Source organism: Pedobacter yonginensis, from assembly GCF_003173595.1.
GTDB classification, from domain to species: Bacteria; Bacteroidota; Bacteroidia; order Sphingobacteriales; family Sphingobacteriaceae; genus Pedobacter; species Pedobacter yonginense.
Genome location: NZ_QGNZ01000003.1, coordinates 585,144 through 608,487, shown reverse-complemented (window position 1 = coordinate 608,487; position 23,344 = coordinate 585,144). Strand labels below are relative to the sequence as shown.

The following is a 23,344-nucleotide window of genomic DNA, read 5'->3' as shown; positions in this document are numbered from 1 at the left end:
CAACATTGTGAAAATACTATTCATTACTAAGCGGGTTCCCTTTCCGCCAAATAGTGGTTATCCAATTGTGGTTTACAATACCATGAAAGGCTTGCTTCAGCTTGGTGCAGACATTACTTTGTTCAGCTTGAACCCGATAAAAGGCAGGATAGATAGAGAAGACATTTACGATCCAGTATTCGAAAAAATCAATTTTCACAGTTATGAACTCGATACCAGTGTAAATGTTTGGTCGGCGTTTTTTAATATTTTCACCAACCAATCTTACAACGTTTCAAGGTATTACAGCGAAGAAGCGGCCCGCCAATTGGAAAATATATTACGTGAAAATGTTTTCGATGTTATTCAATTTGAGGGTTTATTTGTGGTTCCTTATCTGGACGTGGTTAAAGAAAATAGTAATGCAAAGCTCATTTACCGAGCGCATAATATCGAATTTACCCTATGGGAGCGACTTTCTCACTCGGAGAGTTTCCTCATCCGAAGAAAGTATTTGGCTTTTCTAGCGCAGCGATTGAAGGCTTATGAAACCGATCAGATTAATCGATTCCACCAAATTTTTGCCATAAGCGAACCCGATCGGCAAAGCATTTTAAGGTTCGGTTGCGAAATACCGATGTCTGTTTTTCCCGTGGCGATCGATTTGGATAGGTATAAAGTGGATAAGAGTAAAACCAGTTTTCCAACGCTTTTCCATTTGGGTGCAATGGATTGGCGACCAAACCAAGAAGGTTTGGAGTGGTTTCTAGATGATATTTGGCCAGATATTGAAAAATTAAATAAGGATTTAAGATTTTACATTGCTGGCAAGCACATGCAACGGCATTTCTTCGATTATGATTCTGATAACTTAATTGTAGAGGGCGAGGTTTTTGATGCGATTGAATTTATGAATTCTAAGGCCATCATGATTGTTCCTTTAATTTCGGGAACGGGAATGAGGGTAAAAATAATTGAGGGCATGGCGATGAAAAAATGCATTATTGCCACAACAACCGCCGCAGAGGGAATTAATTGTAAGCATGGCCACGATATCTTAATCGCAAATTCTGCAGATGAGTTTTACCGATCAATTTTACAATGTATCATCAACCCTAAAAAATGGATGGAAATTGGCGATAACGCCAGAGTAACGGTGGAAAAAGATCACGGTATTCAGTTAATTACAGCTAAAATGCTGGAAATTTACGAGGGCTTGGTGAGCGCTTAATCGCGGTTTATAATCTAAACAGGTTAAATTTCCCTTCCAATGGCCAGTTAAGAATTGCAAATCTTTAGCAGAAATTCTAGATTGGGCTAATGTTGCCTTTGCCCTCAAAAACAAAAGCTATTAAAAGGAGGAATGCACTGTTTTTCATTTAGATTTTATCTTAATAAAAATATAATCGAATATTTCTCAACTTTTCGCCTTTAAGAGTTCTCTCGCTGATAAATTTAGACCGAAAATTACCTTTTTCTTAGTACTTTTGCCCGCAAGAAAAACAAGGATGAAAAACACAGCATTAACGAATAAACACATCGCTTTAGGCGCTAAAATGGTTCCATTTGCAGGCTATAATATGCCTGTAACTTACGAAGGTATAAACGCAGAACATGCAACAGTTCGTAATGGTGTTGGTGTTTTTGATGTGAGCCACATGGGCGAATTTATTTTGAAGGGCGAAAATGCTTTAGATCTAATTCAGCGTGTAACCAGTAACGATGCTTCAAAGCTGTATGATGGAAAAGTGCAATACTCTTGCTTGCCAAATCAAGACGGTGGCATTGTTGATGACCTTTTGGTATATCGGATTAATGAAAAAGCCTATATGTTGGTTGTAAATGCATCAAACATAGAAAAAGATTGGAATTGGATTAGTCAGTTTAATGATAAGGGTGTAGAGATGCACAATATTTCTGATAAAACATCCCTTTTAGCCATTCAAGGCCCTAAAGCAGCAGATGCCTTGCAAACCTTAACAGATGTTGATTTGGCATCGATGGAATATTACACTTTCGTTAAAGGTACCTTTGCGGGTGTTGATAATGTGATCATTTCAGCAACAGGTTACACGGGTGCTGGTGGTTTTGAGATTTATTTTGATAATGAACATGCAGGTCAAATTTGGGCTGCCATTTTTGAAGCTGGTAAAGCTTATAATATTAAGCCAATTGGCTTAGGGGCGAGAGATACGTTACGTTTAGAAATGGGTTTCTGTTTGTATGGAAATGATATTGATGATACTACCTCTCCGATAGAAGCAGGCTTGGGCTGGATTACAAAGTTTACCAAGCCTTTTACAAACTCCTCGGCATTGCAAGCTCAAAAAGAAGCTGGAATCCAGAAAAAATTGGTTGGCTTTGAAATGATTGATAGAGGCATTCCTCGCCATGATTATGAAATTGCCGATGCAGAAGGAAACATCATCGGAAAGGTAACTTCTGGTACCCAAGCTCCTTCCCTACAGAAAGCTATTGGGATGGGCTACGTGGCCAAAGATTTTTCTAAAGAAGGAACTGAAATTTTTATCTTAATCCGTAACACCCCAATTAAGGCAAAGATTGTTAAGTTTCCATTTTATAAGTAGAATTTGAGATGTGAGCGGATAGACAGGGGATATGAGAGGATAGACAGGAGATATGGGACGATAGACATGAGATGTGAGAGGATAGATTTGAGAAGATAGACGTGAGACGAAGTTAAGCGGTTGAGCCAATCGCTTTTTTATGCTAATCTTTTGCACTTGCAAGTCTCAAGTCGCCCATCTCAATTCTCACATCTCCAATCTCAAGTCTCCGATCTCAAGTCTCACATCTCAGAACTCCAATCTCATTTCACAGGTTCCGAAAAAAAACTAAATAAATGTCCAAAAGAATAGAAGTTTGTTTAACGCCGGCATTAATTCATTTATACGATATTACAGAGAGTATTGTCGTGGTTATCGATGTGTTGAGGGCCACATCATCCATAACTTACGGTATAGATAATGGGGCAGAGGCCATCATCCCGGTTGCTCAAGTTGAAGATTGTTTGAGTTATGCCAATCAGGGCTTCCTATTGGCAGCAGAACGGAATGGAGAAGTTGTTTCGGGTTATGATTTCGGTAATTCGCCTTTTTCTTACACCAAAGAAAAAGTAGGTGGTAAAACCATTGTGCTCACCACAACAAATGGAACAAAGGCGCTTCATTTGGCCCGTAAGCATGCTTATCAAGTTGTAATTGGTTCATTCCTAAATCTGGATTCGCTGTGCGAATATTTAAAAGCACAAAATAAAAATGTATTGCTTTTATGCGCAGGTTGGAAAGATCAGTTTAATTTAGAAGATACCTTATTTGCAGGGGCAGTTGTAGAAAACTTGCGTACGAGCTTTGCGCATTTTGACGATTCTAGCGTTGCTGCACAAGATTTATATGCGTTGGCTAAAAACGATTTACGAAAATACCTTCATAAATCATCGCACAGCCACCGCCTCGCCGAACTGAATATAGAAGAAGATGTTCAGTTTTGCTTACAGCTAAACATCTGTAAATCAATTCCTGTGTTAGAAGGAGAGAAATTAGTGAGATTAACCACCTAGAGCAGTTTTTTATAATTCTAATCCAAAACTCACTTCGTTATCAGCGTTCTTATGGTTGGACTATTCTTGATTACATTCAGTGCCTCTTCGTGTGCGAGCCAATAAATATCTTCGGCACGTTTCATATCAAAAGTACTTATCGCACCTAGTCCTTTTGGCTCAATCATAACATTACAGAATTTGGCTTTGCGCTCCATATCGTGGTTGATAGACATAATACCTGCTCTGCCCATCAAATTGGTGATGCCCGTAATTTTATCAACAGGCTTTAAATGATTACAGGATGAGCCAATAATAAAGTCGCATTCATTCATTAATGGTTCAACAGGGAAATTGTTCAAGATTCCACCATCTACGTACATTTGCCCATCAATCATAATGGGCTTAAAGATGCCTGGTATGCAGCTAGAGGCATGTATGGCTCTAATTAAAGGCCCTCTAGTAAAATAGACTAATCGGCCTTCGCTAAAATTAACGGCTGCAATTGTAAGGGGGATTTTTAGTTTTTCAATAGTATCTTCTGGGAAATATTCCTTTAGTATCAGTGCGGTATTTTCAATGTTAATGAGTCCGAGTGAGCCAACTGCCGGTCGAACAAATCGCCAAAGTTTAGTTTTTAAGAAAATATTCAAGCCTTCTTCCGGATCGATGCCAGCAGCAAAAAATGCACCCGCAATTGCGCCAGCGCTTGTGCCGCTGATGTGGCTAAAAGTGATGCCCAAATTGCTAAACGCTTTAAGAACGCCTAAGTGCGCTATTCCCCTAATTCCTCCGCCTGATAATACGATGCCAACTTTCATTTATATAAATCTGAGATTTAGCTGTTAGTTTTTAGCGCTGTTAGGCGCTAATTTTGTTTTGTCTCCAAGATAGAAACAAGTCACAATTAATGCCAAACTATTTTTGTTTGGGTTTATATTTCGATTGATTTAAAATCTTTTGGGCGTCATTCTCCGTCATTAATTGCTGTAATGTAACTTCTGGATGGCTTTCCATATATTTCTTTACAATTTTCCAACCCATGTAAACGCCCAACTTTGGTGCAGAATTTCGATCTTCACCTAAGCCAGGTGTAAAAGGCCCTTCTGCCAAATACACTTGAATTTTTTGATAATCGGTTTCATATAAAGCATTATTTTCCAAGAAATAAGCCCAAATATCGCCTTCATAAGTTTGAGCCCAATCCAGTTGTTTTGTGGTGTAACCTATTTTGATCGAATCTGCAGTGCTTTCCGGCAAAACCTGATCTAAAAAGTATAAAATTTTGCCTTGAAAAACCATTTTTGATAACAAGGTTCGGTTTTCATCTGGTTCTGGAAAAAGTTCTTCATGGGCGTAGGTTTCTGCAACTCTGGGTACAATGTAATCAGGTGTAAAACGTCGGGATAGGTAGAGGGGTACGCTCTGAACAATGGCGCGGTAAAACTTGCTATCCTTGCCTAAAAACATATCTAGGCCTATGCCTAAATACTCATCGCCAACCGGCATTTGATAAGAAAAGCCTGAAACAAAAGATATAAATTTTGGAATCTGCGCTTTGGGATAATAGTATTTGATGTATTTGAAGGTTTCTGTTAAGTCCTGTTCTTGTTTTTTTAAATCTGGATAGACCGCGTTAACCTCTTTCATTAAATCTGTATAAGGTTGATCCCGGTACAGAATTCCTATTATTTCTTCATTACTATATTCTGGAGAACCCACCATTTTATGAATGTAGTCATCATAAAACAAGCCGTAGTTTTTACTGAGAAAATTATTGATTTGTGAAATGTCCTTACCTTTTCCTTTATAAAGCTGTTGATCAAACCTTTCGATCTTAATGTTTAGCTTGATATTGCTCACATCGGGCCTATTGCTTTGCTTACACGAAATAAATACGATGGCAAAAAGAAAAAATAGATAAATTTGGCTGTGTTTAACGTTATACATCATGTACAACAAATATAATCACATAAAGCATGAAAAAAATATCGACCATTTTAATTTTAACTTTTTTAAGTTCTGGCGCTTGGGCACAAAACACACCCTTAACCAACTACGGCTTCCGATTGGGTTTAACCGCAACCCCAACTATTGGCTGGATTAAACCAGAGCAAGGAAAAACCAATGGGGTATCATTAGGCTTTTCTTATGGCCTAATTGGCGATTTTAATTTCGCGCCAAATTATAGCTTTTCTACCGCATTAACCGTAACCACTATAAATGGCAAAAGCACCGAAGCAGACCCAGTTTACATCAAAAGTTTAGACAATGCAGCCAACCCGAACATCCCGGTGGCTTATGATTTAAAATATAAAATTCAGTATTTGGAGCTGCCCTTAACCATTAAGTTAAAAACAATCAAGGCTGATGGTAAACGGTATTATGGCCAATTCGGCTTATCAAATTCTTTTATGCTTAGCGCCAAACAAGATGCGGTGAGCGGTTCTACTAAACTAGATGGTGTGAATATCTCAGATTATACAAAATTCTATCGTGCAGGGTTGGTGATTGGCGGAGGTGGTGAATTTGATGTTTCAGGGAACACCAGTATTGTTGCAGGCTTAACTTTCAACAACGGTTTTACCAATATTACAACCGATAAAAATAGAAATGTAAAAAATCATTATCTAGCCCTTAACTTTGGGGTATTCTTTTAATCTTATCCGAACAATCATCATAACACAAAAATAAACATGAAGATAGCGCTTGCACAACTCAATTATCACATCGGAAACTTTGAGGCCAATACAAAAAAAATAATCGAGCATATTGCACTGGCCAAAACCAAAGGCGCTGATTTGGTTGTTTTTGCAGAACTGGCCATTTGTGGTTATCCACCGAGAGATTTTTTGGAGTTTGATGAATTTATCTCCTTATGTAATGAGGCCGCGCAAGAGGTTGCAAAGCATTGTAAAGATATTGCCTGTATTGTAGGTTTGCCAGTTAAAAATGATGTTTTACAGGGGAAGGACTTATTTAATGCCGCTTATTTTCTAGCCGATGGAAAAGTAAAGGCCATTACAAAAAAGGCCTTATTGCCAACTTATGATGTTTTCGATGAATATAGGTATTTCGAACCTGCTACCAACTTTCAATGTATTGATTTTAAGGGGAAAAGAATTGCTTTAACCATCTGCGAGGATTTGTGGAACATTAATGATAATCCATTATATGTGTCTAGTCCGATGGATGAATTGATTAAGGAGCAACCTGATTTAATGATTAATATTGCCGCATCGCCTTTCTCCTACACGCATGATGATGAGCGAATAAAGGTGCTGTCTGCTAATGCGAAAAAATATCACTTGCCGCTATTTTATGTGAACCAGATCGGCGCACAAACCGAGATTATTTTTGATGGTGGTTCTTTAGTTTTTGATGCAGAAGGCGCTTTGAAAGCCGAGCTCAAGTATTTTGCAGAAGATCTTCAGGTTTTCGATTTAGATGAGATAGAAAACGTTAGAAATAAATATCCTCATCCAGAAAGGTTAACGGATATCGAGCAAATACATGATGCCTTAATTTTAGGCATTCAAGATTATTTCCGGAAATCTGGATTTAGTAAAGCGGTTTTAGGCTTATCTGGTGGGATAGATTCTGCCGTGGTGTGTGCTTTAGCTTGTAAGGCCTTAGGTGCAGATAATGTAATGGCGGTGTTAATGCCCTCTAAATTCTCATCCGGTCACTCGGTACAGGATGCCTTGGATTTAGCCAATAACATTGGCTGTATGCATGAAATTATTCCCATAAAGGAAGGTGCAGATGCTTTTGACCATATGTTGGCTAACGCTTTTAAAGGTTTGCCATTTAATTTGGCCGAAGAAAATATCCAAGCACGCATCCGCGGAACGATAGTAATGGCCATGAGCAATAAATTTGGCTATATCTTGCTTAATACATCAAATAAAAGCGAATGTGCGGTAGGTTATGGTACGCTGTATGGAGATATGTGCGGAGCAATTGGAGTAATTGGCGATGTGTATAAAACACAGGTTTTTGAACTTGCAAAATACATCAATAAGGAAAGAGAAATTATTCCAATCAACACCATCGTTAAACCACCGTCGGCGGAGTTAAGGCCAGATCAAAAAGATTCAGATTCGCTTCCTGAGTATGATGTTTTGGATAAAATTCTGTATCAGCATATCGAACTCAAACAGGGCACTGCTGCGATTATTGCACAAGGTTACGAGGAGACATTGGTTAAAAGGATTTTGCGCATGGTTAACATTGCCGAATTTAAACGCTACCAAACCCCACCAATATTGCGTGTATCTCCAAAAGCGTTCGGAATGGGAAGAAGGATGCCAATTGTAGGGAAATATATGATATAAGTCAAAAGAAATGATGATGCGTTAATTTTATAGATACTTAGTTTTGAGTAACTTAGGCGTAAATTAAAGGTCATTTATTCATGCTCTCAAGCTGTACAAACCATCTCAATGAAAAAGTGCGCCAAATGCTTTTTATGCATCAGGCCTCGTTTAATCTAGTTTCCGGAGTGGTAATCCTTCACGATATTCGAGATTGGTCGATTGTGTTTATGAGTGAGCGTGGCTTAAACGAGTTGAAGATAACAGCGGAGGAGCTTTATTTGATGACGAATGAAGAATACCATGCTCGATTTTTTAATGCCGATGACGCTGCTGATTATGTGCCGAAAATTGCTGCGCTGATGCAAAACAATAATGATCAGGCTTCGGTAAGTTTTTATCAGCAACTTAAGTTTCCAGATTCACCACACTGGCGCTGGCATTTATCCAGTATTCGGATTTTTATGCGAGATGATGATGGCAATCCTTTATTAACGGTAACCACATCCATACCTGTTGATGCCATGCACCACATGGCTGCCAAGGCAGATCGACTATTGGAAGAGAATAACTTCCTTAGAAATAACTATGCAAATTTTTCGAAGCTGAGTAAGCGAGAACAAACCATTTTACGCGAAATCGCGTTGGGTAAAAGTTCAATCGAAATTGCAGATAAACTTTTTATTTCTCCAACAACGGTTGATACCCACAGAAGAAATATTAGAGAGAAATTAAATACCAAATCGTCCTTCGAGATTTCAAAATACGCTAGGGCTTTCGATTTGATATAAGAGCTTGACAACTCCGTTAAAGTAGAGCTGTCAAGTGATAATGTATAACTATACTAAAGTTGCATCAACAGAAATCGTTGTGTCGAACAATTTTGAGATTGGGCAATTTTTTTCAGCATCAGCAACCAATTCATCAAATTTTTCTTTTGATAGTCCTGGAACTGTAGCCGTTAATGTTAAGTGAGATTCTGTAATTTTACCTTGAGCTGGATCTAAGTTGATTACACATTTGGTTTCTAAGTTCTCAGCAGTAAAACCAGCCTCGTCGATTTTGAAAGATAAAGCCATCGTAAAACAACCTGCATGGGCTGCAGCAACTAATTCTTCAGGGTTTGTACCTACGCCTTCCGCAAAGCGAGAACCGAAAGAATACTGAGTATTGCTTAATGTTGTGCTTTGGGTGGTTAAATTACCTTTACCTTCTTTACCAGATCCTTGCCATACGGCTGTTGCATTTCTTTTCATTAGATTTTATTTTTGGTGAATATTTTGTTTCTAAACACCTAAAGATAAATATATGTTTGTTTATAAAATGCAATTATTAGGTTAAGAATTTGTTCGAATTTAGGCCTCTGTTGATTCGGTTTCTTCATGTGAAGATTTTTTAACCATTTGTGCTTGCAAAGATTGGATGAGCAAAATGCCCACACCAATCATAATGGAAATATCTGCAAAATTGAATACGCCTGTTTGAAAGATAACAAAATCAATGTGCATAAAATCTGTAACCGAACCATGTACAATACGATCGTACAAATTTCCAATACCACCACCTATTAAAAAGCAAAGTGCAATTTGCATGGTTCTAGGTATATTGGGCTTTGCATAAAGATAATATAAGCCAAAACCCAAAACAAGTAGGGGTAATCCAGATAATAAGATAAGTCTAAACACGTAGGGCATGTTATCGCCTAAGCTTAAAAATGCACCACTATTTTCTACTTTGGTTAGCGTAAAGCGATCTTTAATAACACTGATGTGTTCGTACTCACTTATTCGGTTCCGAACAATGTTTTTAGACACCTGATCGCAACCGATATTTAATAATAAAAGTATGGTGAGGATAAATAACCTGATCGTGTTTTTCTTTGCCATTTTATAATTTTTATCCTTTGGGTGTAGCTTTGCTCATCCATTTTTTGTAAGGAATAATTAGAGCGATTAATATAGCTAAAGCACTTAATAATTTCGCAATTACGTCACCACTTTTAACATAAAACGTAATTTCATCATTTAGATTGATGTCGGCTTTTAAAGCGGTTCTGGTCCACCACTTGGAACTTTTAAGTACGTCACCACGCTGATTAATGAAACATGAAATTCCTGTGTTTGCAGATCTTGCTACATCCCGTCGCGTTTCTATAGCACGTAATTTAGCATACATTTCATGCTGATCTTTGCCCGAAGTGTTGCCCCACCAACCATCATTGGTGATAATGGCAATAAACTGGGCACCATTTTTTACCGACTTGCCGATCCAATCGCCCCATAAACTTTCGTAGCAAATAACAGGCGCTACGCCAATGCCACTTTGCGCATAAAGCACGCCAGGCTCTTCTTGCCAGCCCCAACCACTTACGCTTCCACCAAGTTGCGAAAACACACCATCCATAAAAGAAAAAACCTTCGGAAAGGGCATTTTCTCTGCTCCGGGTACCAATTTTGATTTGTGGTAAAACTGCACATTAGCAGAGTTTTCTACCTGCATGGCCGTATTAAAATTATCAAGATAAAAGCCTTGTTCTGGATAATATTTTGCTGATACTGTTTTCTTGTCGGGATAGATTTTAATGCTTTCAATTCCGGTAATTAATGTACCGTTTTTGTATTTGCTTATAAAATTTTGTAGTGCAATGAAATCGGGATTGCTTCGAATTCTGTCTTCATCCGCATAATTTGGAACGGCAGTTTCTGGCCAGATAAAATATTCGGTATTGGCTTGCCCAACTGAATCGGAGAGGCGTGCTAAAATTTGAATTTGTTCGGCAGTGGGTATGTTTTCCAATTTCTGGTAGGGATCGATATTTGGTTGAACAACTACTACATTGCTTGGTGTGCCCTTTTGCTCAGCATTATAATATTTCGTTAATGATATGCCGATTGGAATGATGATTACTAACGCCCATATTCCTGCAGCCCTGAATTTCAAATAACCTGATTGTGATTTGAATTTCTTATAAGCTTCAAAAGCTAAAATGTTGCTGAGTAAAATCCATAGCGAACCGCCATAAACTCCTGTAAAGTCATACCATTGAGCCAGCTGATGCATTCCAGCCAAACCATTCCCCAAAGTCATCCATGGGAAAGCTAAATCCCAAGTTTGCTGTAAGTACTCTAAAGCAATGTAAAAGGAAATTAATCCAGCATAAGCTAAGGTTTTGCCTACGTATTTGCCCAAACGATAATAGAGCCAAAAGGCAAAAGTCATTAATAGTGCGCCAAGGCCATAAGGAATTAGCGAAACAGGAATGGCAGTTTCCCATCCATTGTAGGCACTTATAGCATTAAAAACCCAGTATGTTGAAGCGGTGTTCCAAATTAAGAAAGTTAGCCCTGCGGTTAAGAATATTCTTCTTCCAGCTTTCTTAACCTCGCTGTGGGCGATATGATCCAGCGCAATAAACAGTGGCACCAAACCAATTAGTAATAAAGGCGTTGTAAACGGCATTGGTGGCCAAGCCAGCCAAAGTAAAAATGCGCTTAATAAAGCGAGTAGGTAGGTTTGTTTTTGGTTCATTAAAAAATCATCTTATAAAATTTAGCCTTCATGCTAAAATCGTTTCAGCATCTTAATGGGTTTTTAACTTTTGACGATCACCATAAGTTGGTCGAGAAATGTTTTCTCGACCGTAGAACTGTGGATTTTTAATCCACCTAAAACTACATTCACTACAAACTATCCAAAATATTTGCTTTTTTTGCCTCGTATTCTTCTTGGGTAATCAAGTGTTTATCGTAAAGCGTTTTTAGTTTACGCAATTTCAAAGTGGCTTCATCTTCTGGTTCTTCCACAACCTCTGCAATTTGGATTATCGGTTGTTCTGGCTCTTGGATTAGATTCGGAATCTCGACTGTGGGCTGTGAGGGAGAGTAATTAACGGCGCTTGCCGAAGCGCGGTTTTCTTCAAGTAATTGCTGTCTAAGCAGTTCTTTATAAGCTTCCAATTGCTCGTTAGCAGCTTGATGAAGTTTTCTTGCCTGCACTTTTGGAATGAATTCGGTTACAATATTCTCTCCATGTTGGGGGACACAGATAAACTTAGAGCCAAAAAATTCTTCTTTAAACGAAACCTCTTTAATGCTTTTCCAAGAAATGTCCTTAAAGTTCATGGTTAAACCTAAGTTACCTGGCTCGCAGTAAAAAATTCTCTTGTTCGAAATCGCAATGCTATCTGGCAACAAGTTTACCGCAGGCTTTTTCTGAACGGCTAAGTATAAAAGCTCCTCACCCGTGGTTAAAAGATCATTTAATTTTCCGATAACTTTTTCAACCGCCTTTGGGTCTTGCTCGTCACTTAGAAATCTATCTATGCTAATCATATATTATTAAAATTTTATTCAAGGTAAAGATTTACCTCCATTTGTAAAATCGGTATATCTTTAATTATAATTTTCCATATAACGATGTTGTTTACATTATCATACGAGTGGATGATTTTATTTCTTAAATCAACAATTTGGCGTGAATAGGAAATTTTTATTTCAGGATTAATTCTAAGCAAATGATTGATGGCTTCGCCTATGATTTCTAGTTCTCTCTCGACCGCTCTTCGCTTAGTTTTATTAGTTTTATAAACTTCAAAATCAAGGTTGTTTTCTAGGTGTTCGTAGATCGATAATATCGATATTTTTATATCTGTGAGTAGTTTCTTCTCTTCTAGAACACTCATATCAGCTGTATCTTGGTTTGATTAATACTCTCAATAAGGTAAGGGTTGCTTAACGTTTCTTCTGCAACTAAATCGACATTTCTTTTTAAAAGGTCTTGCAGGGCATAAAGCAAACCGAAGTAATTATTACCATAACTTTCGAAGTCTGTTTTATTTGAAAAATTGATCAAAAAATCAATATCGCTATCATCCTTTAACGTATTTTTCGCTGCACTGCCAAACAAATAAGCCTCTTTAACATCATATTGTTTAAAAAGATTCCTTATTTCTGGCAAGTGGTTAGAAATTAAATTTTCCATCATAATTGTTTAATATTAAGCCACTAATCAGCCACCTCATACTTATTTTTGCTTTTACTTGTCGTTTTACCAGCAATGCAAATTACAAATTCTCCTTTTAAAGTATTGTTTTCGAAATGTGTTTTTATCTCCGTTAAGGTACCGCGAACGGTTTCTTCAAACATCTTGGTTAATTCTCTACTTACTGATGCCTGCCGATCGGCGCCTAGATATTGAGCAAACTCCTCCAATGTTTTTAACAACCGGTGTGGGCTTTCATAAAGAATTATAGTTCGATCTTCTTCCGTCAGTTTTTTAAATTTCGTTTGCCTGCCTTTTTTAACAGGGAGAAAGCCTTCAAAACAAAACGCATCAGCAGGTAGGCCAGAATTTACCAATGCAGGGACAAAAGCCGTAGCCCCGGGTAAGCATTCTACAGCAATTTCATTTTTAATGGCCTCGCGAACGAGAAAAAAACCAGGATCAGAAATTGCAGGCGTACCAGCATCAGAGATTAAGGCAATTTTTTGTCCCTCGTTCAAAAACTTTATAATCTCTGAAGTTGCTTTGTGCTCATTATGCTGATGATGGGAAAAAACCTTTTTATCGATACCAAAATGTTTCAGCATTGGTGCGCTTGTTCGGGTATCTTCAGCTAAGATTAAATCGCATTCTTTTAAAATCCGGATTGCCCTAAAGGTCATATCCTCCAGGTTGCCTATTGGTGTAGGTACTAGATATAGTTTGCCATCCATATTTTCTATATTCATTATTGCTTGCGGCAGGTTTCGAAGCAATCTTTCTGGATAGATTGCCACACCGCACTCGCAATGACGACTTAATTATTATCTTTGTGAAAAAATTAAATAATGTTGCAAGTTAACTATATCCGCGAAAATAGAGAGAAAGTTTTAGAACGTTTAAGTGTACGTAATTTTAAACAGCCAGAATTGGTAGATGAGATTATTAAAATTGATGAAGATCGTCGCCAAACTCAAACTTCTTTGGATAGTCTTTCTGCAGAAGCCAACGTTGCAGCAAAGCAAGTAGGCGAATTGATGCGTGCTGGTAAAAAGGACGAAGCAGAAATTATAAAAGCTCAAACTACCAGTTACAAAGAAAATATAAAGCATTTAACAGAAAAGTTGGCTGAATTGGAAACAGCGCAGTTCAATTTAGTTGTGCAGCTGCCAAACTTACCTTATCATTTGGTAAAACAAGGTTCTACCGCCGAAGAAAACGAAGTGGTTTATCTTCATGGTGCACCAGCAGAATTGCCTGTAAAAGCCTTACCACATTGGGAATTGGCTGCTAAATACGATATTATCGATTTTGAGTTGGGCGTTAAAATTACTGGAGCAGGTTTTCCTGTTTACAAGGGAAAGGGTGCGAAATTGCAACGGGCATTAATGAACTTCTTTTTAGATCATGCTACCGCTGCGGGATATAGAGAAATGCAAGTACCTCATTTGGTGAATGCCGCCTCGGGCTTTGGAACTGGTCAGTTGCCAGATAAAGAAGGCCAAATGTACCACGCTACGGTTGATGATTTATACCTGATTCCAACGGCAGAAGTACCTGTTACCAATTTATACCGCGATGTAATTGTTAAAGAAGAAGACTTACCAATTAAAAATACCGCTTATACACCTTGTTTCCGCAGAGAGGCAGGCTCTTACGGCGCTCATGTTCGGGGATTAAATCGCTTGCATCAGTTTGATAAAGTAGAAGTGGTGCAAATTACCCACCCAGACCAATCTTACCAAACTTTAGAGGATATGAGTCAATATGTTCAGTCCTTATTGCAAGAATTGGGTTTGCACTACCGTGTTTTGCGTTTATGCGGAGGTGATATGGGCTTTACTTCGGCAATGACTTACGATATGGAGGTTTGGAGCGCAGCGCAGCAGCGCTGGTTAGAAGTTTCATCGGTATCAAACTTCGAAACCTATCAAGCCAATCGATTAAAACTGCGTTTTAAAGGTAAAGAAGGTAAAGCACAATTGGCACACACCTTAAATGGAAGTGCGCTGGCCTTACCTCGAATTGTGGCTTCGATTTTAGAAAATTATCAAACCGAAAATGGAATTAAAATTCCAGAAGCTTTGGTAAAATATACAGGTTTTGATATCATTGATTAAACATCAATCAACGCTCAAAACCAAGTAAAAGCAAAAAGCTTTGCAGTGTAGTTCTGCAAAGCTTTTATTTTTTATAGGTAGATGTGTTTTGTTCTTTTGTGATTATAAAATCAAAATCAACAATAAAATGATGATGATAATTGCACCAACTGAAAGGTAAACACCTCCAGAAACTGCACGAGCTTGATTTTTCATCTCTCTTAACTCTTTACGTAAAGCTTTACGTTCTGTTTGTGTTAAGTTAGATTTGTCCATGTCTCTAATTTCTTCAACACGGGTTTTAATTCTTTCCAATTGCGCCGATTGTTCAGCAGTTAATTCAGTTGGATTTTTTGCAGGCTTAGCAGCCTGAGCCGAATTAAAACTAATGCCTAGTGTGAAAATTAGGGCTAGAGTGTAAATAAATTTTTTCATAATGTTAATTTTTTTAGTATTCTTTCACTACATAACAAAAAACCTACCAAAATGTGTTGGTAGGTTTTAAAAAGACTGTGTTTAAATGTTAAATCGGCTATTTGATTTCGAAAACGGCATTTACAGTGAAATTCAGTTTAATTTTCTTGAAATCTATTTCTGGTGCAGCTTGCGCATCTGCAGATTCGGCCTTCATCATGTAGTTTCTATAAACAGGTTGTATCACATTGTCGCCACCATCTTGTATTTCTATTACGCCGCCTAATTTATCGCCAAGTGCTTCAACCATATAGGCTGCTTTTTCCTTTGCGGCCAATAAAGCCTTTATTTTTAGTTCTTTTTTCAAAGTTTCGATTTTAGAATAATCGTAACTTTCAATGTTTGTACTCGCAACACCTTTCGCATCAATAGCTTCTAAAATTCCATTAAATTTATTTAAGTCGCTTACTTTTAATCGATATTGTTTGCTGGCTAAAAAATCAGGATTTTTCTTTTTCTCTGTTGCGTAATTCCAGCTGTTTAAATTGCTTATGGTTAAATTTTCTTTTGCAATGCCCGCTTTTTGAACGGCCGCATACAGTTGTTTTTCTAACTCGGTAATTTCTACTTTTTTCTTTCCGTTTAAATACTCTTTAAGCGAAATGCTGATGTAAATAATATCAGGTGTAACTTCAGTTTCTGCTGATCCACTTACGCTAATTTTTCTGCGTAAATCTACTTGTTGGGCCATCACTGTTGATAAGCCTAAAAATGCAACAATTGCAATTGCGATTAATTTTTTCATAATGTATTTCTTTGTGTGTACTGTAATGATGAAGTTAGTACACAAATTCCACACCGAGATTAACATATTTTTATTTTTTATCGTAACTCATTCAATAGTAGGGAGATCAGGAATTCTACCAATAATATGAGATTTGAGACTTGGCAATTAATTTTTTGGAAACGAGCGTTCATTAATTCTTCGGGGCAGGTGTTTCAATTGGAATGCTGAGCGTTCATTTCCAAATACATCTGCTTACCTCAAATTTGCAGGTGCTGTAGCACACTTTGTATTTTTTTGGAAACGAGCGTTCAGTAATTCTTCGGGATGTGCAGTCCCGCTTTTCGTTATATCCCTGATGAAAAATCAGGGGATGCCACTACAATCGGGTTTGAGAAGGAGGGTTCAGTATGGCATCAGCCTAAAATTATAAATCCGATTGCACAAATGCCAATTTTTTTCAAATTGGCAGCAGTAAAAGCGGGGCAGGTGTTTCAATTGGAATGCTGAGCGTTCATTTCCAAATATATCTGCTTAATTCAAATTTGCAGGTGCTGTAGCACACTCTGTATTTTTTTGGAAACGAGCGTTCAGTTATATTTCGGGATATGCAGTCCCGCTTTTCGTTATATCTCTGATTGAAAAATCAGGGTATGCCACTACAATGGGGTTTGAGGATGAGGCTTCTGCATGGCACCAGCCTTAAATTATAAACCCGATTGCACGAATGCCAATTTTTTTCAAATTTGCAGCAGTAAAAGCGGGGCAGGTGTTTCAATTGGAATGCTGAGCGTTCATTTCCAAGTACATCTGTTTACCTCAAAATTTGCAGGTGCTGTAGCACATTGTATGATTGGGCGACTTAAGTCAAAACACAGCCCAGCCTATGTTTATGGCTCACCAAACATAACAACAGTAAATCTTCCTAAATTGGAATCTGTTTTTTTTATAGACAGGAAATTGTAAAAGGAAAAAATTATGCGCAAGGTTTTATTCTTAAATAGACGGAATTATAAATGGTTATAAAACCTAGCGCAGCAGAACTGGGTCTGCAAAATTTTAACGGGTTGCAAATGATTGCAAAGAGAATTAATGGTTTGTTAAACCTTTGATACTTTAACAGCAGTAGGGCCTTTTTGTCCCATCTCTACTTCGAAAGTTACTTTATCGCCTTCTTTAATTTGTGTTACTAAACCGTTGGCGTGAACAAAAATACTGTCTTGAGTTTCTGTATTTTTAATAAAACCATAACCCTTGCTATCGTTAAAGAAAGTTACTGTTCCTTTTTTAACTGGGTTTTCGTCTATGATGTCTTCTTGTCTTGTTATACCAATTTGAACATCCTCAATGTTGAATACTTTCTTCTTTTTGGGATCTGGTGGAGTAGATGAAATGTTACCATTTTCATCAACGTATGCAAACATTTCTTCAAGGGCTAGGCCTTTTTTTGCATTAGATTGACGCTCTTCTTTTTTCTCTTGTTTGTCTTTTTGTTTTTTTAATCGTTTTTTTTCGTTCTCTTTTTTACTGTACGTTGCTTGAGATTTAGCCATATTTTATTAATTGTTTTTGTTTTATGTGTGATGAGTGCGGGGGAATTATACAAATATAACAATCCTAAAGCAGAAACACGATTTTATTCCAAAAGATGATGCTTTTGAATACGTCAGCTTAATGCCATAACTTTTATATTTACAGCGAGTTAGGTTTTTGTAAATGGTTGTTTTTAATCGTTTGCCACTTTGATTTATCCACTTGATAAATAAAGTTTAATTTTATGGCTTCACCATAATAGGCAACTTCGAGCTCACCTACTTTTAAGGCTCCTAATTTTTCGCTAGCCTTTTGCGAACGGAAATTTGTAGCACCAATGTGCAAAATAATATGATCTACAAACTGAAAGGCATAATCGAACATCAACTGCTTTAAAGCGGCATTATGTCCCTTACCCCAAAAATCTCTGCCAATAAAAGTGTATCCAACGGCAATAGAATTGCTTAGTTCTTCGGACTCGTAATACCTAGAACTTCCAACAAGCCTTCCGCTGGGTTTATCGTAAACAATAAAGGCACCTTTCGATTCCATTGCACCTTTAAAAAAGGTTTGGAATACCGCCCGTTGATACCGATTTTTATTAGGATGTTGTTCCCAAATCAACGGATCGGAAGCCACTGCGTATAAGGCCTCAAAATTTTCCTCTTCAAGAGGTACAACTTTAATCAAATCATTTTCTAATGTAGGTTGTAAATCGAAATTCATATCATTTTACATTAAAAACGGCTGACGAAATCGCCAACCGTTATATTAATCGTATTTGTAATTGCTATCGGTAATAGCGTTTTGTTTGGTTTTAACCCACAGGATTTGTTAATCTACCAAACCTTCAATCGCTACCAGCTCATTTGCATCTTTTTTATAGTCAACATGATCAATTTCGAAACCAAATAAGCTTAAGAAATCAGATCTGTAACCTGGCAAATCACCTATTGCAGGTAATGTTTCTGTGGTGGCGGCGTCCCAAAGTTCGGCTACTTTAGCTTGAACATCTTCGCGCATTTCCCAATCATCTATTCTAATTCTTCCTTGTTCATCAACAGGAATTGGGCTGCCTGTATATAATCTTTCGGCATATAAGCGTTGTATTTGCTCAATGGTTCCTTCATGTATTCCTTCTGCTTTCATCACTTTGTATAACAGAGAAATGTATAGCGGTATTACCGGAATAGCTGAGCTAGCCTGCGTTACCAATGCCTTGTTTACGGATACATAAGCTTTACCATCAATATCTTCAAGCTTATCGCTGATTTTAAAAGCAGTTGCCTCTAAATCATCTTTAGCTCTGCCGATGGTTCCTTTACGGTAAACTGGTTCGGTTAAGGCTGGACCGATGTAAGAATAGGCAACAGTGGTAGCGCCCTCAGCCAAAAGGTTCTCGGCTTTTAAGGCATCAATCCACATGGCCCAATCTTCGCCACCCATCACAGCAACTGTGTTCGCAATATCCTCTTCGTTAGCGGGTTCGATAGAGATTTCGGTAACATTGCCTGTGTGAAAATCTACTGTTTTGTTGGTGTATGTGTTACCGATTGGTTTTAGGGTAGAACGGTGTAAAACTTCAGTATCAGGATGTTTTCTTACTGGAGATGCCAAACTGTAAATCACCAAATCCACCTGACCCAAATCTGCCTTAATTGTGGCTAAAGTTTTTTCCTTAATTTCTTTCGAAAATGCATCACCATTTATGCTCTTTGCGTATAGGCCAGCGGCATGTGCTTCTTTTTCAAAAGCGGCACTATTGTACCAGCCTGGCGAAGCTGTTTTGCCTTCTGAAGGTGCTTTTTCGAAAAACACGCCAATGGTTGCTGCACCAGAGCCATAAGCAGCCGTAATTCTTGAAGCTAAGCCAAAGCCTGTAGAGGCGCCAATTACCAAAACTTTTTTAGGGCCGTTAATGGCACCTTTTGATTTTACATATTCAATTTGATTCTTTACGTTTTGAGCGCAACCATCGGGATGTGCGGTTAAACAGATAAAGCCCCTCATTCTCGGTTCAATAATCATTTTGTTGTGATTTTTTATGTTTTGTAATTTTAAATCTGCTTAAATGTTAAGGATTCATTTGTAATCCATTAACCAAATCTTTAACGAAGATAAATTTTTAATCGTTTACACTTCAATGAAATTTAAATAAACCGCTTTAAATGTAACAGTGTAGATTATAAATTTCGCCTTTGTTATTTTTCTCTTATTTTAGCCAATCAGATAAGAACGTCCAGATTAAACTATGAAAAGAATATCTATACTCTTTGCAATACTTCTATTTTCTTTTGCCAAGGTGAATGCACAAACTCAACATCAAAATTCTGGTTGGTTATTTTTTTTAAATAGCACAAAGTTTAACGAAAAATGGGGTTTGCATTTAGATGTTCAATTGCGCTCTGCCGATGATTGGGATCATTTGAGAAATACATTAATACGGCCAGGTTTAACCTATTATATCAATAAAAATCAAAACGTTACACTGGGTTATGCCCTCGTACAAACCTATTTTAAAGATTTGAGTTTGTTTGATGCCACATCGGGCATTGTGGCTAAATCTACCATTAACGAACAGCGCATTTGGGAACAGTATATCTTAACACATAAAATAAAATCGGTATTTGCCTCGCATAGGTTTAGGCTAGAGCAACGATTTGTAGAGCGTAATTTTGTGGCAACCAATACCGATCCTGATTACTTTTCTCAGCGACTGCGCTATTTCTTTAGATTGATTAAACCCTTACAAAAAGCAACCCCAACTTTTACAAAGGGTGCTTTCGTTGCCCTGCAAAATGAAGTTTTTCTAAATATTCAAAATAAGGAAAAGGTAAATAATAGTTTGTTTGATCAAAACAGGCTGTATCTTGCTGGTGGCTATAGATTTTCTAAATCTTTTGATTTGGAACTTGGTTATCTAAATCAGGCTCAGCACGGTGCGCAAAACAATACCATAAACAATGTAGTACAGTTTGCTATTTATACACGCTTTTAATTAACGTAAAGTCATATTGATTGGCATTAACTGCTCAGGTTGTTAAAAATTTGTAAATAACGAAGCTTTTCGTTCAATTTGCGTCGTGAAGAAAATTACCATTTTATGCTTAGCGCTTTTATTTGGGAAGCGGATGCAAGCCCAAGAAACTCAAACCTCATCAGTAAACAAAAACCGACCATCAAGAAGTTTATTTAATCCGGAACATAAAAGAAATTTCTCTCGTAAGGGCGATTTTTTCTTCCATTGGGGATACAACCATTCGTGGTTTGATAAAAGCGATATTCGCTTTCAGGGTCCAAACTATGATTTTACCTTACATGATGTTGTTGCGCATGATAGACAATCAAAATTGAGCTGGGCATATTTAAATCCGGGTTTGGTTACCGTGCCACAGTATAACATTCGTGTTGGTTACTTTATTAAAGATAATTATAGCATTTCGATTGGTTGGGATCACATGAAATATGTGATGGATATTCCTCAACGCGTTTCCATTAGCGGACATATTGGTGCGAACATCACTCCAGAAAATGTTTCTACGGGCGCATTAGCCGGCGATTATAATGGACAAACTATTGATGTTAAAGACAATATTTTAACCTTTGAACATACCGATGGATTTAACTATGCAAATATAGAGGTAGAGCGTTATGATGATATTTGGGTTGCTCCCGGTGGAAATACTTCGTTAACTTTAGAAACCGGTTTAGGCGGCGGATTGATGGTGCCACGATCTGATGTGCGCTTATTTGGTTTGGGTAGAAACAACCATTGGAATATTTCTGGCTATGGCATTTCGGCGAAAATTGGTTTAAAGTTTTACATCTGGAAACACGTTTACCTCCAAAACACAACGAAGTTAGGCGCAACCAATCTAACTCAAATTCATACCACCGGTTGGGATGAGTATGATAAGGCCAGTCAGAAAATTAACTACGTAGAGAACATGTGGTTATTGGGCGTCCAGTTTTAATGTCGTTGAGATAAAGGGTAAATCTCTAGCGAGTGCATTTCATAATCACTTTTAGGTAAAACAAATATTTAATGGTTTCAAACGGCGACGTGCGCCGATTGAGGCCATTTTTTATACCATTTGTTTGTCTAATCAACGTGAGTTCGGTTTAATCTCTAAGGGCGAAAGAACAAAGCAAATCAATATCCATTAAGATGCTGAAGTAAATTTAGCATGATGGATAAATTTAACAGATGGTTGTTGGAAGTTGTCTCTCTGAATTTGATTGACGCTCTTATACAGTTTTAAAAGAAAATTTTGCTATCCCGAACTTAGGTTGATACAGCGTAGGAGGTCAATTACTTTCTAACCAATCAGGTTTTAAGAATTGTTACGGTTGGCTTCAAATAAAAAAGGGCACATGAAATGAAATCTCATGCGCCCAAATCTAAATTAACGCTCTCGAGGTACAAGGTAATAGCTTATATTCGAACTACCAAATTTTTTTGAAGATTTTATCCGCTGTTGAGTGGTGACGGCCTAATGTGTAATGGCTTATTTTTTTGCGGCTGTTAACATTGGTTGTGCTGACTGCTGCACCATTTCAAATAAACTATTGCTATGCAGTTTTATAGCATGTTTTTCCACCCTAATAGTTAATTTAAAGGCGTGTTCGGTTTGCTCAGTTCTTAAGCTTGCCTGTGTTCCGTAGGCATGTAGAAGCCTGTTTTTAATGTTTTTTAAGCCAGATGAGAGGCCTTCTCTGTGAGGGAAGGCTCTTGTCGCATTTATGCTTTCTATTATAAGCGATTCGTCGTTTTGATAAACACTCAATTCAGCCCTAACAGACTCGCTTTGTAAATCTCCGTGTTTAAACATGTTTTCTAAAACGGTTACTAATACCAAAGGAATGAATGATAAATCTTCTACATCAGGGGCATAAGCAAATCCGTTGAAAAGCTGGCCATCTGTAATTCCATGTAATAAGATAAGGTTCTCGCATTGAGCAATTTCATGGCCCAAAGCCAGAAAACTTTTTGTACCATCGGCAGATGCTGCATAACGCATGAGCTCGGAAAGGTAAAGCATTGCCTGTGCATCATTTGGGGCGTTATTTTTCAACCTTTGATACAGAAATTCTAAAGTATTGAATAATAAATGGGGGTTAATTTGAGCTTGTAGAAGTGCATTTTGGGCCAAAGCCAATTGTTTTTCTGTTTTTTCTTTTTCTAAAAGCACTAAAAACCTTTGCTTATCAATACGTTCTTTTTCTTTTTTTTCGGATAAATACGTAATTAAAAAATAGTAGCCGGTTCCAAAAAACATAAAAAATAAGCACCTCCACAAAAGTGTTAAAATGCGTACTTTATCTGATGCATTGGGCTTACCGTCTAGTACGTTGGTGTAAAGGTACAAGAAGGTATCTAGGTAATACACAAACACAATGTAGGCTGTAATTTCAAGCGCAATAAAAAGAGGCAATTTCCAAACGGTGCTTTTAGGAAATTGCAGGGCCTTGCCCAGAAGATAGGCTTGGGCATAAAAAATAAAGATGTTTATGGCGTAGTGGATGGTGTAGTTCGCAATGGTGCCGTATTTGCCAAAAATTAGCCCGACAATGACGGCCTCCCAAGTAATAAAAATTGCCCATGATATAAAATGGACCTTTCGGGTAGAAAGCCAGTTTATAATCGATCCATGCCAACTTAAACGATGTGCAGCCATTA

24 protein-coding genes are annotated in these 23,344 nt (G+C 37.6%); 9 read left to right on the top strand and 15 right to left on the bottom strand.

Annotated features, from left to right (window positions below; translation table 11 throughout):
• Positions 1 to 7 precede the first annotated feature (7 nt).
• The 3 genes from DHW03_RS14275 (at position 8) to DHW03_RS14265 (ending at position 3,559) form a co-directional block, all read left to right on the top strand.
• Positions 8 to 1,210 carry a glycosyltransferase family 4 protein gene (locus DHW03_RS14275; protein ID WP_109926647.1) on the top strand — a complete coding sequence of 401 codons (1,203 nt, stop codon included), beginning with the start codon at positions 8 to 10 and terminating at the stop codon, positions 1,208 to 1,210.
• A 277-nt stretch (positions 1,211 to 1,487) separates the two neighbouring features.
• Positions 1,488 to 2,567 (top strand): glycine cleavage system aminomethyltransferase GcvT, encoded by a 1,080-nt coding sequence (gene gcvT / locus DHW03_RS14270; protein ID WP_109926494.1) that lies wholly within the window; start codon positions 1,488 to 1,490, stop codon positions 2,565 to 2,567.
• Between the two features lie 275 nt (positions 2,568 to 2,842).
• Positions 2,843 to 3,559, top strand: coding sequence for a 2-phosphosulfolactate phosphatase (locus tag DHW03_RS14265; protein WP_109926493.1), 717 nt, complete (start codon positions 2,843 to 2,845; stop codon positions 3,557 to 3,559).
• 29 nt (positions 3,560 to 3,588) lie between these two features.
• Here DHW03_RS14265 and DHW03_RS14260 read toward each other — a convergent pair whose 3' ends face one another.
• Both DHW03_RS14260 and gldB read right to left on the bottom strand, forming a co-directional pair.
• Entirely contained in the window at positions 3,589 to 4,359 is a 771-nt protein-coding gene (locus DHW03_RS14260) for a patatin-like phospholipase family protein (protein ID WP_109926492.1), read from the bottom strand.
• A gap of 97 nt (positions 4,360 to 4,456) precedes the next feature.
• Positions 4,457 to 5,491, bottom strand: coding sequence for a gliding motility lipoprotein GldB (gldB, locus tag DHW03_RS14255; protein ID WP_109926491.1), 1,035 nt, complete (start codon positions 5,489 to 5,491; stop codon positions 4,457 to 4,459).
• 26 nt (positions 5,492 to 5,517) lie between these two features.
• Here gldB and DHW03_RS14250 point away from each other — a divergent pair, with 26 nt between their 5' ends.
• The 3 genes from DHW03_RS14250 to DHW03_RS14240 all read left to right on the top strand — a co-directional run bounded on the left by DHW03_RS14250 (position 5,518) and on the right by DHW03_RS14240 (position 8,645).
• On the top strand, positions 5,518 to 6,198 hold the full coding sequence (locus DHW03_RS14250) for a porin family protein (protein WP_109926490.1): 681 nt from the start codon (positions 5,518 to 5,520) through the stop codon (positions 6,196 to 6,198).
• 36 nt (positions 6,199 to 6,234) lie between these two features.
• The gene (locus tag DHW03_RS14245) at positions 6,235 to 7,875 is read left to right on the top strand and encodes an NAD+ synthase (RefSeq protein ID WP_109926489.1); all 1,641 of its coding nucleotides are present in this window, start codon (positions 6,235 to 6,237) and stop codon (positions 7,873 to 7,875) included.
• A 134-nt stretch (positions 7,876 to 8,009) separates the two neighbouring features.
• Positions 8,010 to 8,645 (top strand): response regulator transcription factor, encoded by a 636-nt coding sequence (locus DHW03_RS14240; protein WP_165825425.1) that lies wholly within the window; start codon positions 8,010 to 8,012, stop codon positions 8,643 to 8,645.
• A 48-nt stretch (positions 8,646 to 8,693) separates the two neighbouring features.
• On the opposite strand, the gene DHW03_RS14235 is transcribed toward DHW03_RS14240, so the two are convergent.
• From DHW03_RS14235 to rsmI, 7 genes are all read right to left on the bottom strand, one after another.
• Complete coding sequence (locus DHW03_RS14235; RefSeq protein WP_109926487.1) at positions 8,694 to 9,110, bottom strand: OsmC family protein; 417 nt, start codon at positions 9,108 to 9,110, stop codon at positions 8,694 to 8,696.
• Positions 9,111 to 9,209: 99 nt separating this feature from the next.
• Entirely contained in the window at positions 9,210 to 9,740 is a 531-nt protein-coding gene (lspA, locus tag DHW03_RS14230; protein WP_109926486.1) for a signal peptidase II, read from the bottom strand.
• A 10-nt stretch (positions 9,741 to 9,750) separates the two neighbouring features.
• The gene (lnt, locus tag DHW03_RS14225; protein WP_109926485.1) at positions 9,751 to 11,382 is read right to left on the bottom strand and encodes an apolipoprotein N-acyltransferase; all 1,632 of its coding nucleotides are present in this window, start codon (positions 11,380 to 11,382) and stop codon (positions 9,751 to 9,753) included.
• A gap of 152 nt (positions 11,383 to 11,534) precedes the next feature.
• Positions 11,535 to 12,185, bottom strand: coding sequence for a PH domain-containing protein (locus tag DHW03_RS14220; RefSeq protein WP_109926484.1), 651 nt, complete (start codon positions 12,183 to 12,185; stop codon positions 11,535 to 11,537).
• Between the two features lie 14 nt (positions 12,186 to 12,199).
• A complete protein-coding gene (locus DHW03_RS14215; protein ID WP_109926483.1) occupies positions 12,200 to 12,535 on the bottom strand; it encodes a HepT-like ribonuclease domain-containing protein in 336 nt (111 codons plus the stop codon).
• On the bottom strand, positions 12,532 to 12,834 hold the full coding sequence (locus DHW03_RS14210) for a nucleotidyltransferase family protein (RefSeq protein ID WP_165825424.1): 303 nt from the start codon (positions 12,832 to 12,834) through the stop codon (positions 12,532 to 12,534). The genes DHW03_RS14215 and DHW03_RS14210 overlap by 4 nt, the downstream gene beginning before the upstream one ends.
• A gap of 23 nt (positions 12,835 to 12,857) precedes the next feature.
• Positions 12,858 to 13,568, bottom strand: coding sequence for a 16S rRNA (cytidine(1402)-2'-O)-methyltransferase (rsmI, locus tag DHW03_RS14205; protein WP_109926646.1), 711 nt, complete (start codon positions 13,566 to 13,568; stop codon positions 12,858 to 12,860).
• A 114-nt stretch (positions 13,569 to 13,682) separates the two neighbouring features.
• On the opposite strand from rsmI, the gene serS reads away from it, so the two are divergent.
• Positions 13,683 to 14,954: a serine--tRNA ligase gene (gene serS, locus DHW03_RS14200; protein WP_109926481.1), complete on the top strand. Its 1,272-nt coding sequence runs from the start codon at positions 13,683 to 13,685 to the stop codon at positions 14,952 to 14,954.
• Between the two features lie 102 nt (positions 14,955 to 15,056).
• On the opposite strand, the gene DHW03_RS14195 is transcribed toward serS, so the two are convergent.
• From DHW03_RS14195 to fabV, 5 genes are all read right to left on the bottom strand, one after another.
• Positions 15,057 to 15,368 (bottom strand): hypothetical protein, encoded by a 312-nt coding sequence (locus tag DHW03_RS14195; protein ID WP_109926480.1) that lies wholly within the window; start codon positions 15,366 to 15,368, stop codon positions 15,057 to 15,059.
• Between the two features lie 97 nt (positions 15,369 to 15,465).
• Positions 15,466 to 16,152 carry an SIMPL domain-containing protein gene (locus DHW03_RS14190; protein WP_109926479.1) on the bottom strand — a complete coding sequence of 229 codons (687 nt, stop codon included), beginning with the start codon at positions 16,150 to 16,152 and terminating at the stop codon, positions 15,466 to 15,468.
• Positions 16,153 to 17,231: 1,079 nt separating this feature from the next.
• Positions 17,232 to 17,684 (bottom strand): cold-shock protein, encoded by a 453-nt coding sequence (locus DHW03_RS14175; protein ID WP_109926476.1) that lies wholly within the window; start codon positions 17,682 to 17,684, stop codon positions 17,232 to 17,234.
• A 139-nt stretch (positions 17,685 to 17,823) separates the two neighbouring features.
• Complete coding sequence (locus DHW03_RS14170; protein WP_109926475.1) at positions 17,824 to 18,390, bottom strand: GNAT family N-acetyltransferase; 567 nt, start codon at positions 18,388 to 18,390, stop codon at positions 17,824 to 17,826.
• Between the two features lie 108 nt (positions 18,391 to 18,498).
• Positions 18,499 to 19,692 (bottom strand): enoyl-ACP reductase FabV, encoded by a 1,194-nt coding sequence (gene fabV / locus DHW03_RS14165; protein WP_109926474.1) that lies wholly within the window; start codon positions 19,690 to 19,692, stop codon positions 18,499 to 18,501.
• Between the two features lie 223 nt (positions 19,693 to 19,915).
• On the opposite strand from fabV, the gene DHW03_RS14160 reads away from it, so the two are divergent.
• Both DHW03_RS14160 and DHW03_RS14155 read left to right on the top strand, forming a co-directional pair.
• A complete protein-coding gene (locus DHW03_RS14160) occupies positions 19,916 to 20,662 on the top strand; it encodes a DUF2490 domain-containing protein (protein WP_109926473.1) in 747 nt (248 codons plus the stop codon).
• An 85-nt stretch (positions 20,663 to 20,747) separates the two neighbouring features.
• Positions 20,748 to 21,638 carry a hypothetical protein gene (locus tag DHW03_RS14155; RefSeq protein WP_240618545.1) on the top strand — a complete coding sequence of 297 codons (891 nt, stop codon included), beginning with the start codon at positions 20,748 to 20,750 and terminating at the stop codon, positions 21,636 to 21,638.
• Positions 21,639 to 22,172: 534 nt separating this feature from the next.
• Here the strand turns inward: DHW03_RS14155 and DHW03_RS14150 are convergent.
• Positions 22,173 to 23,342 carry a sensor histidine kinase gene (locus tag DHW03_RS14150; protein WP_109926472.1) on the bottom strand — a complete coding sequence of 390 codons (1,170 nt, stop codon included), beginning with the start codon at positions 23,340 to 23,342 and terminating at the stop codon, positions 22,173 to 22,175.
• Positions 23,343 to 23,344: the final 2 nt, after the last annotated feature.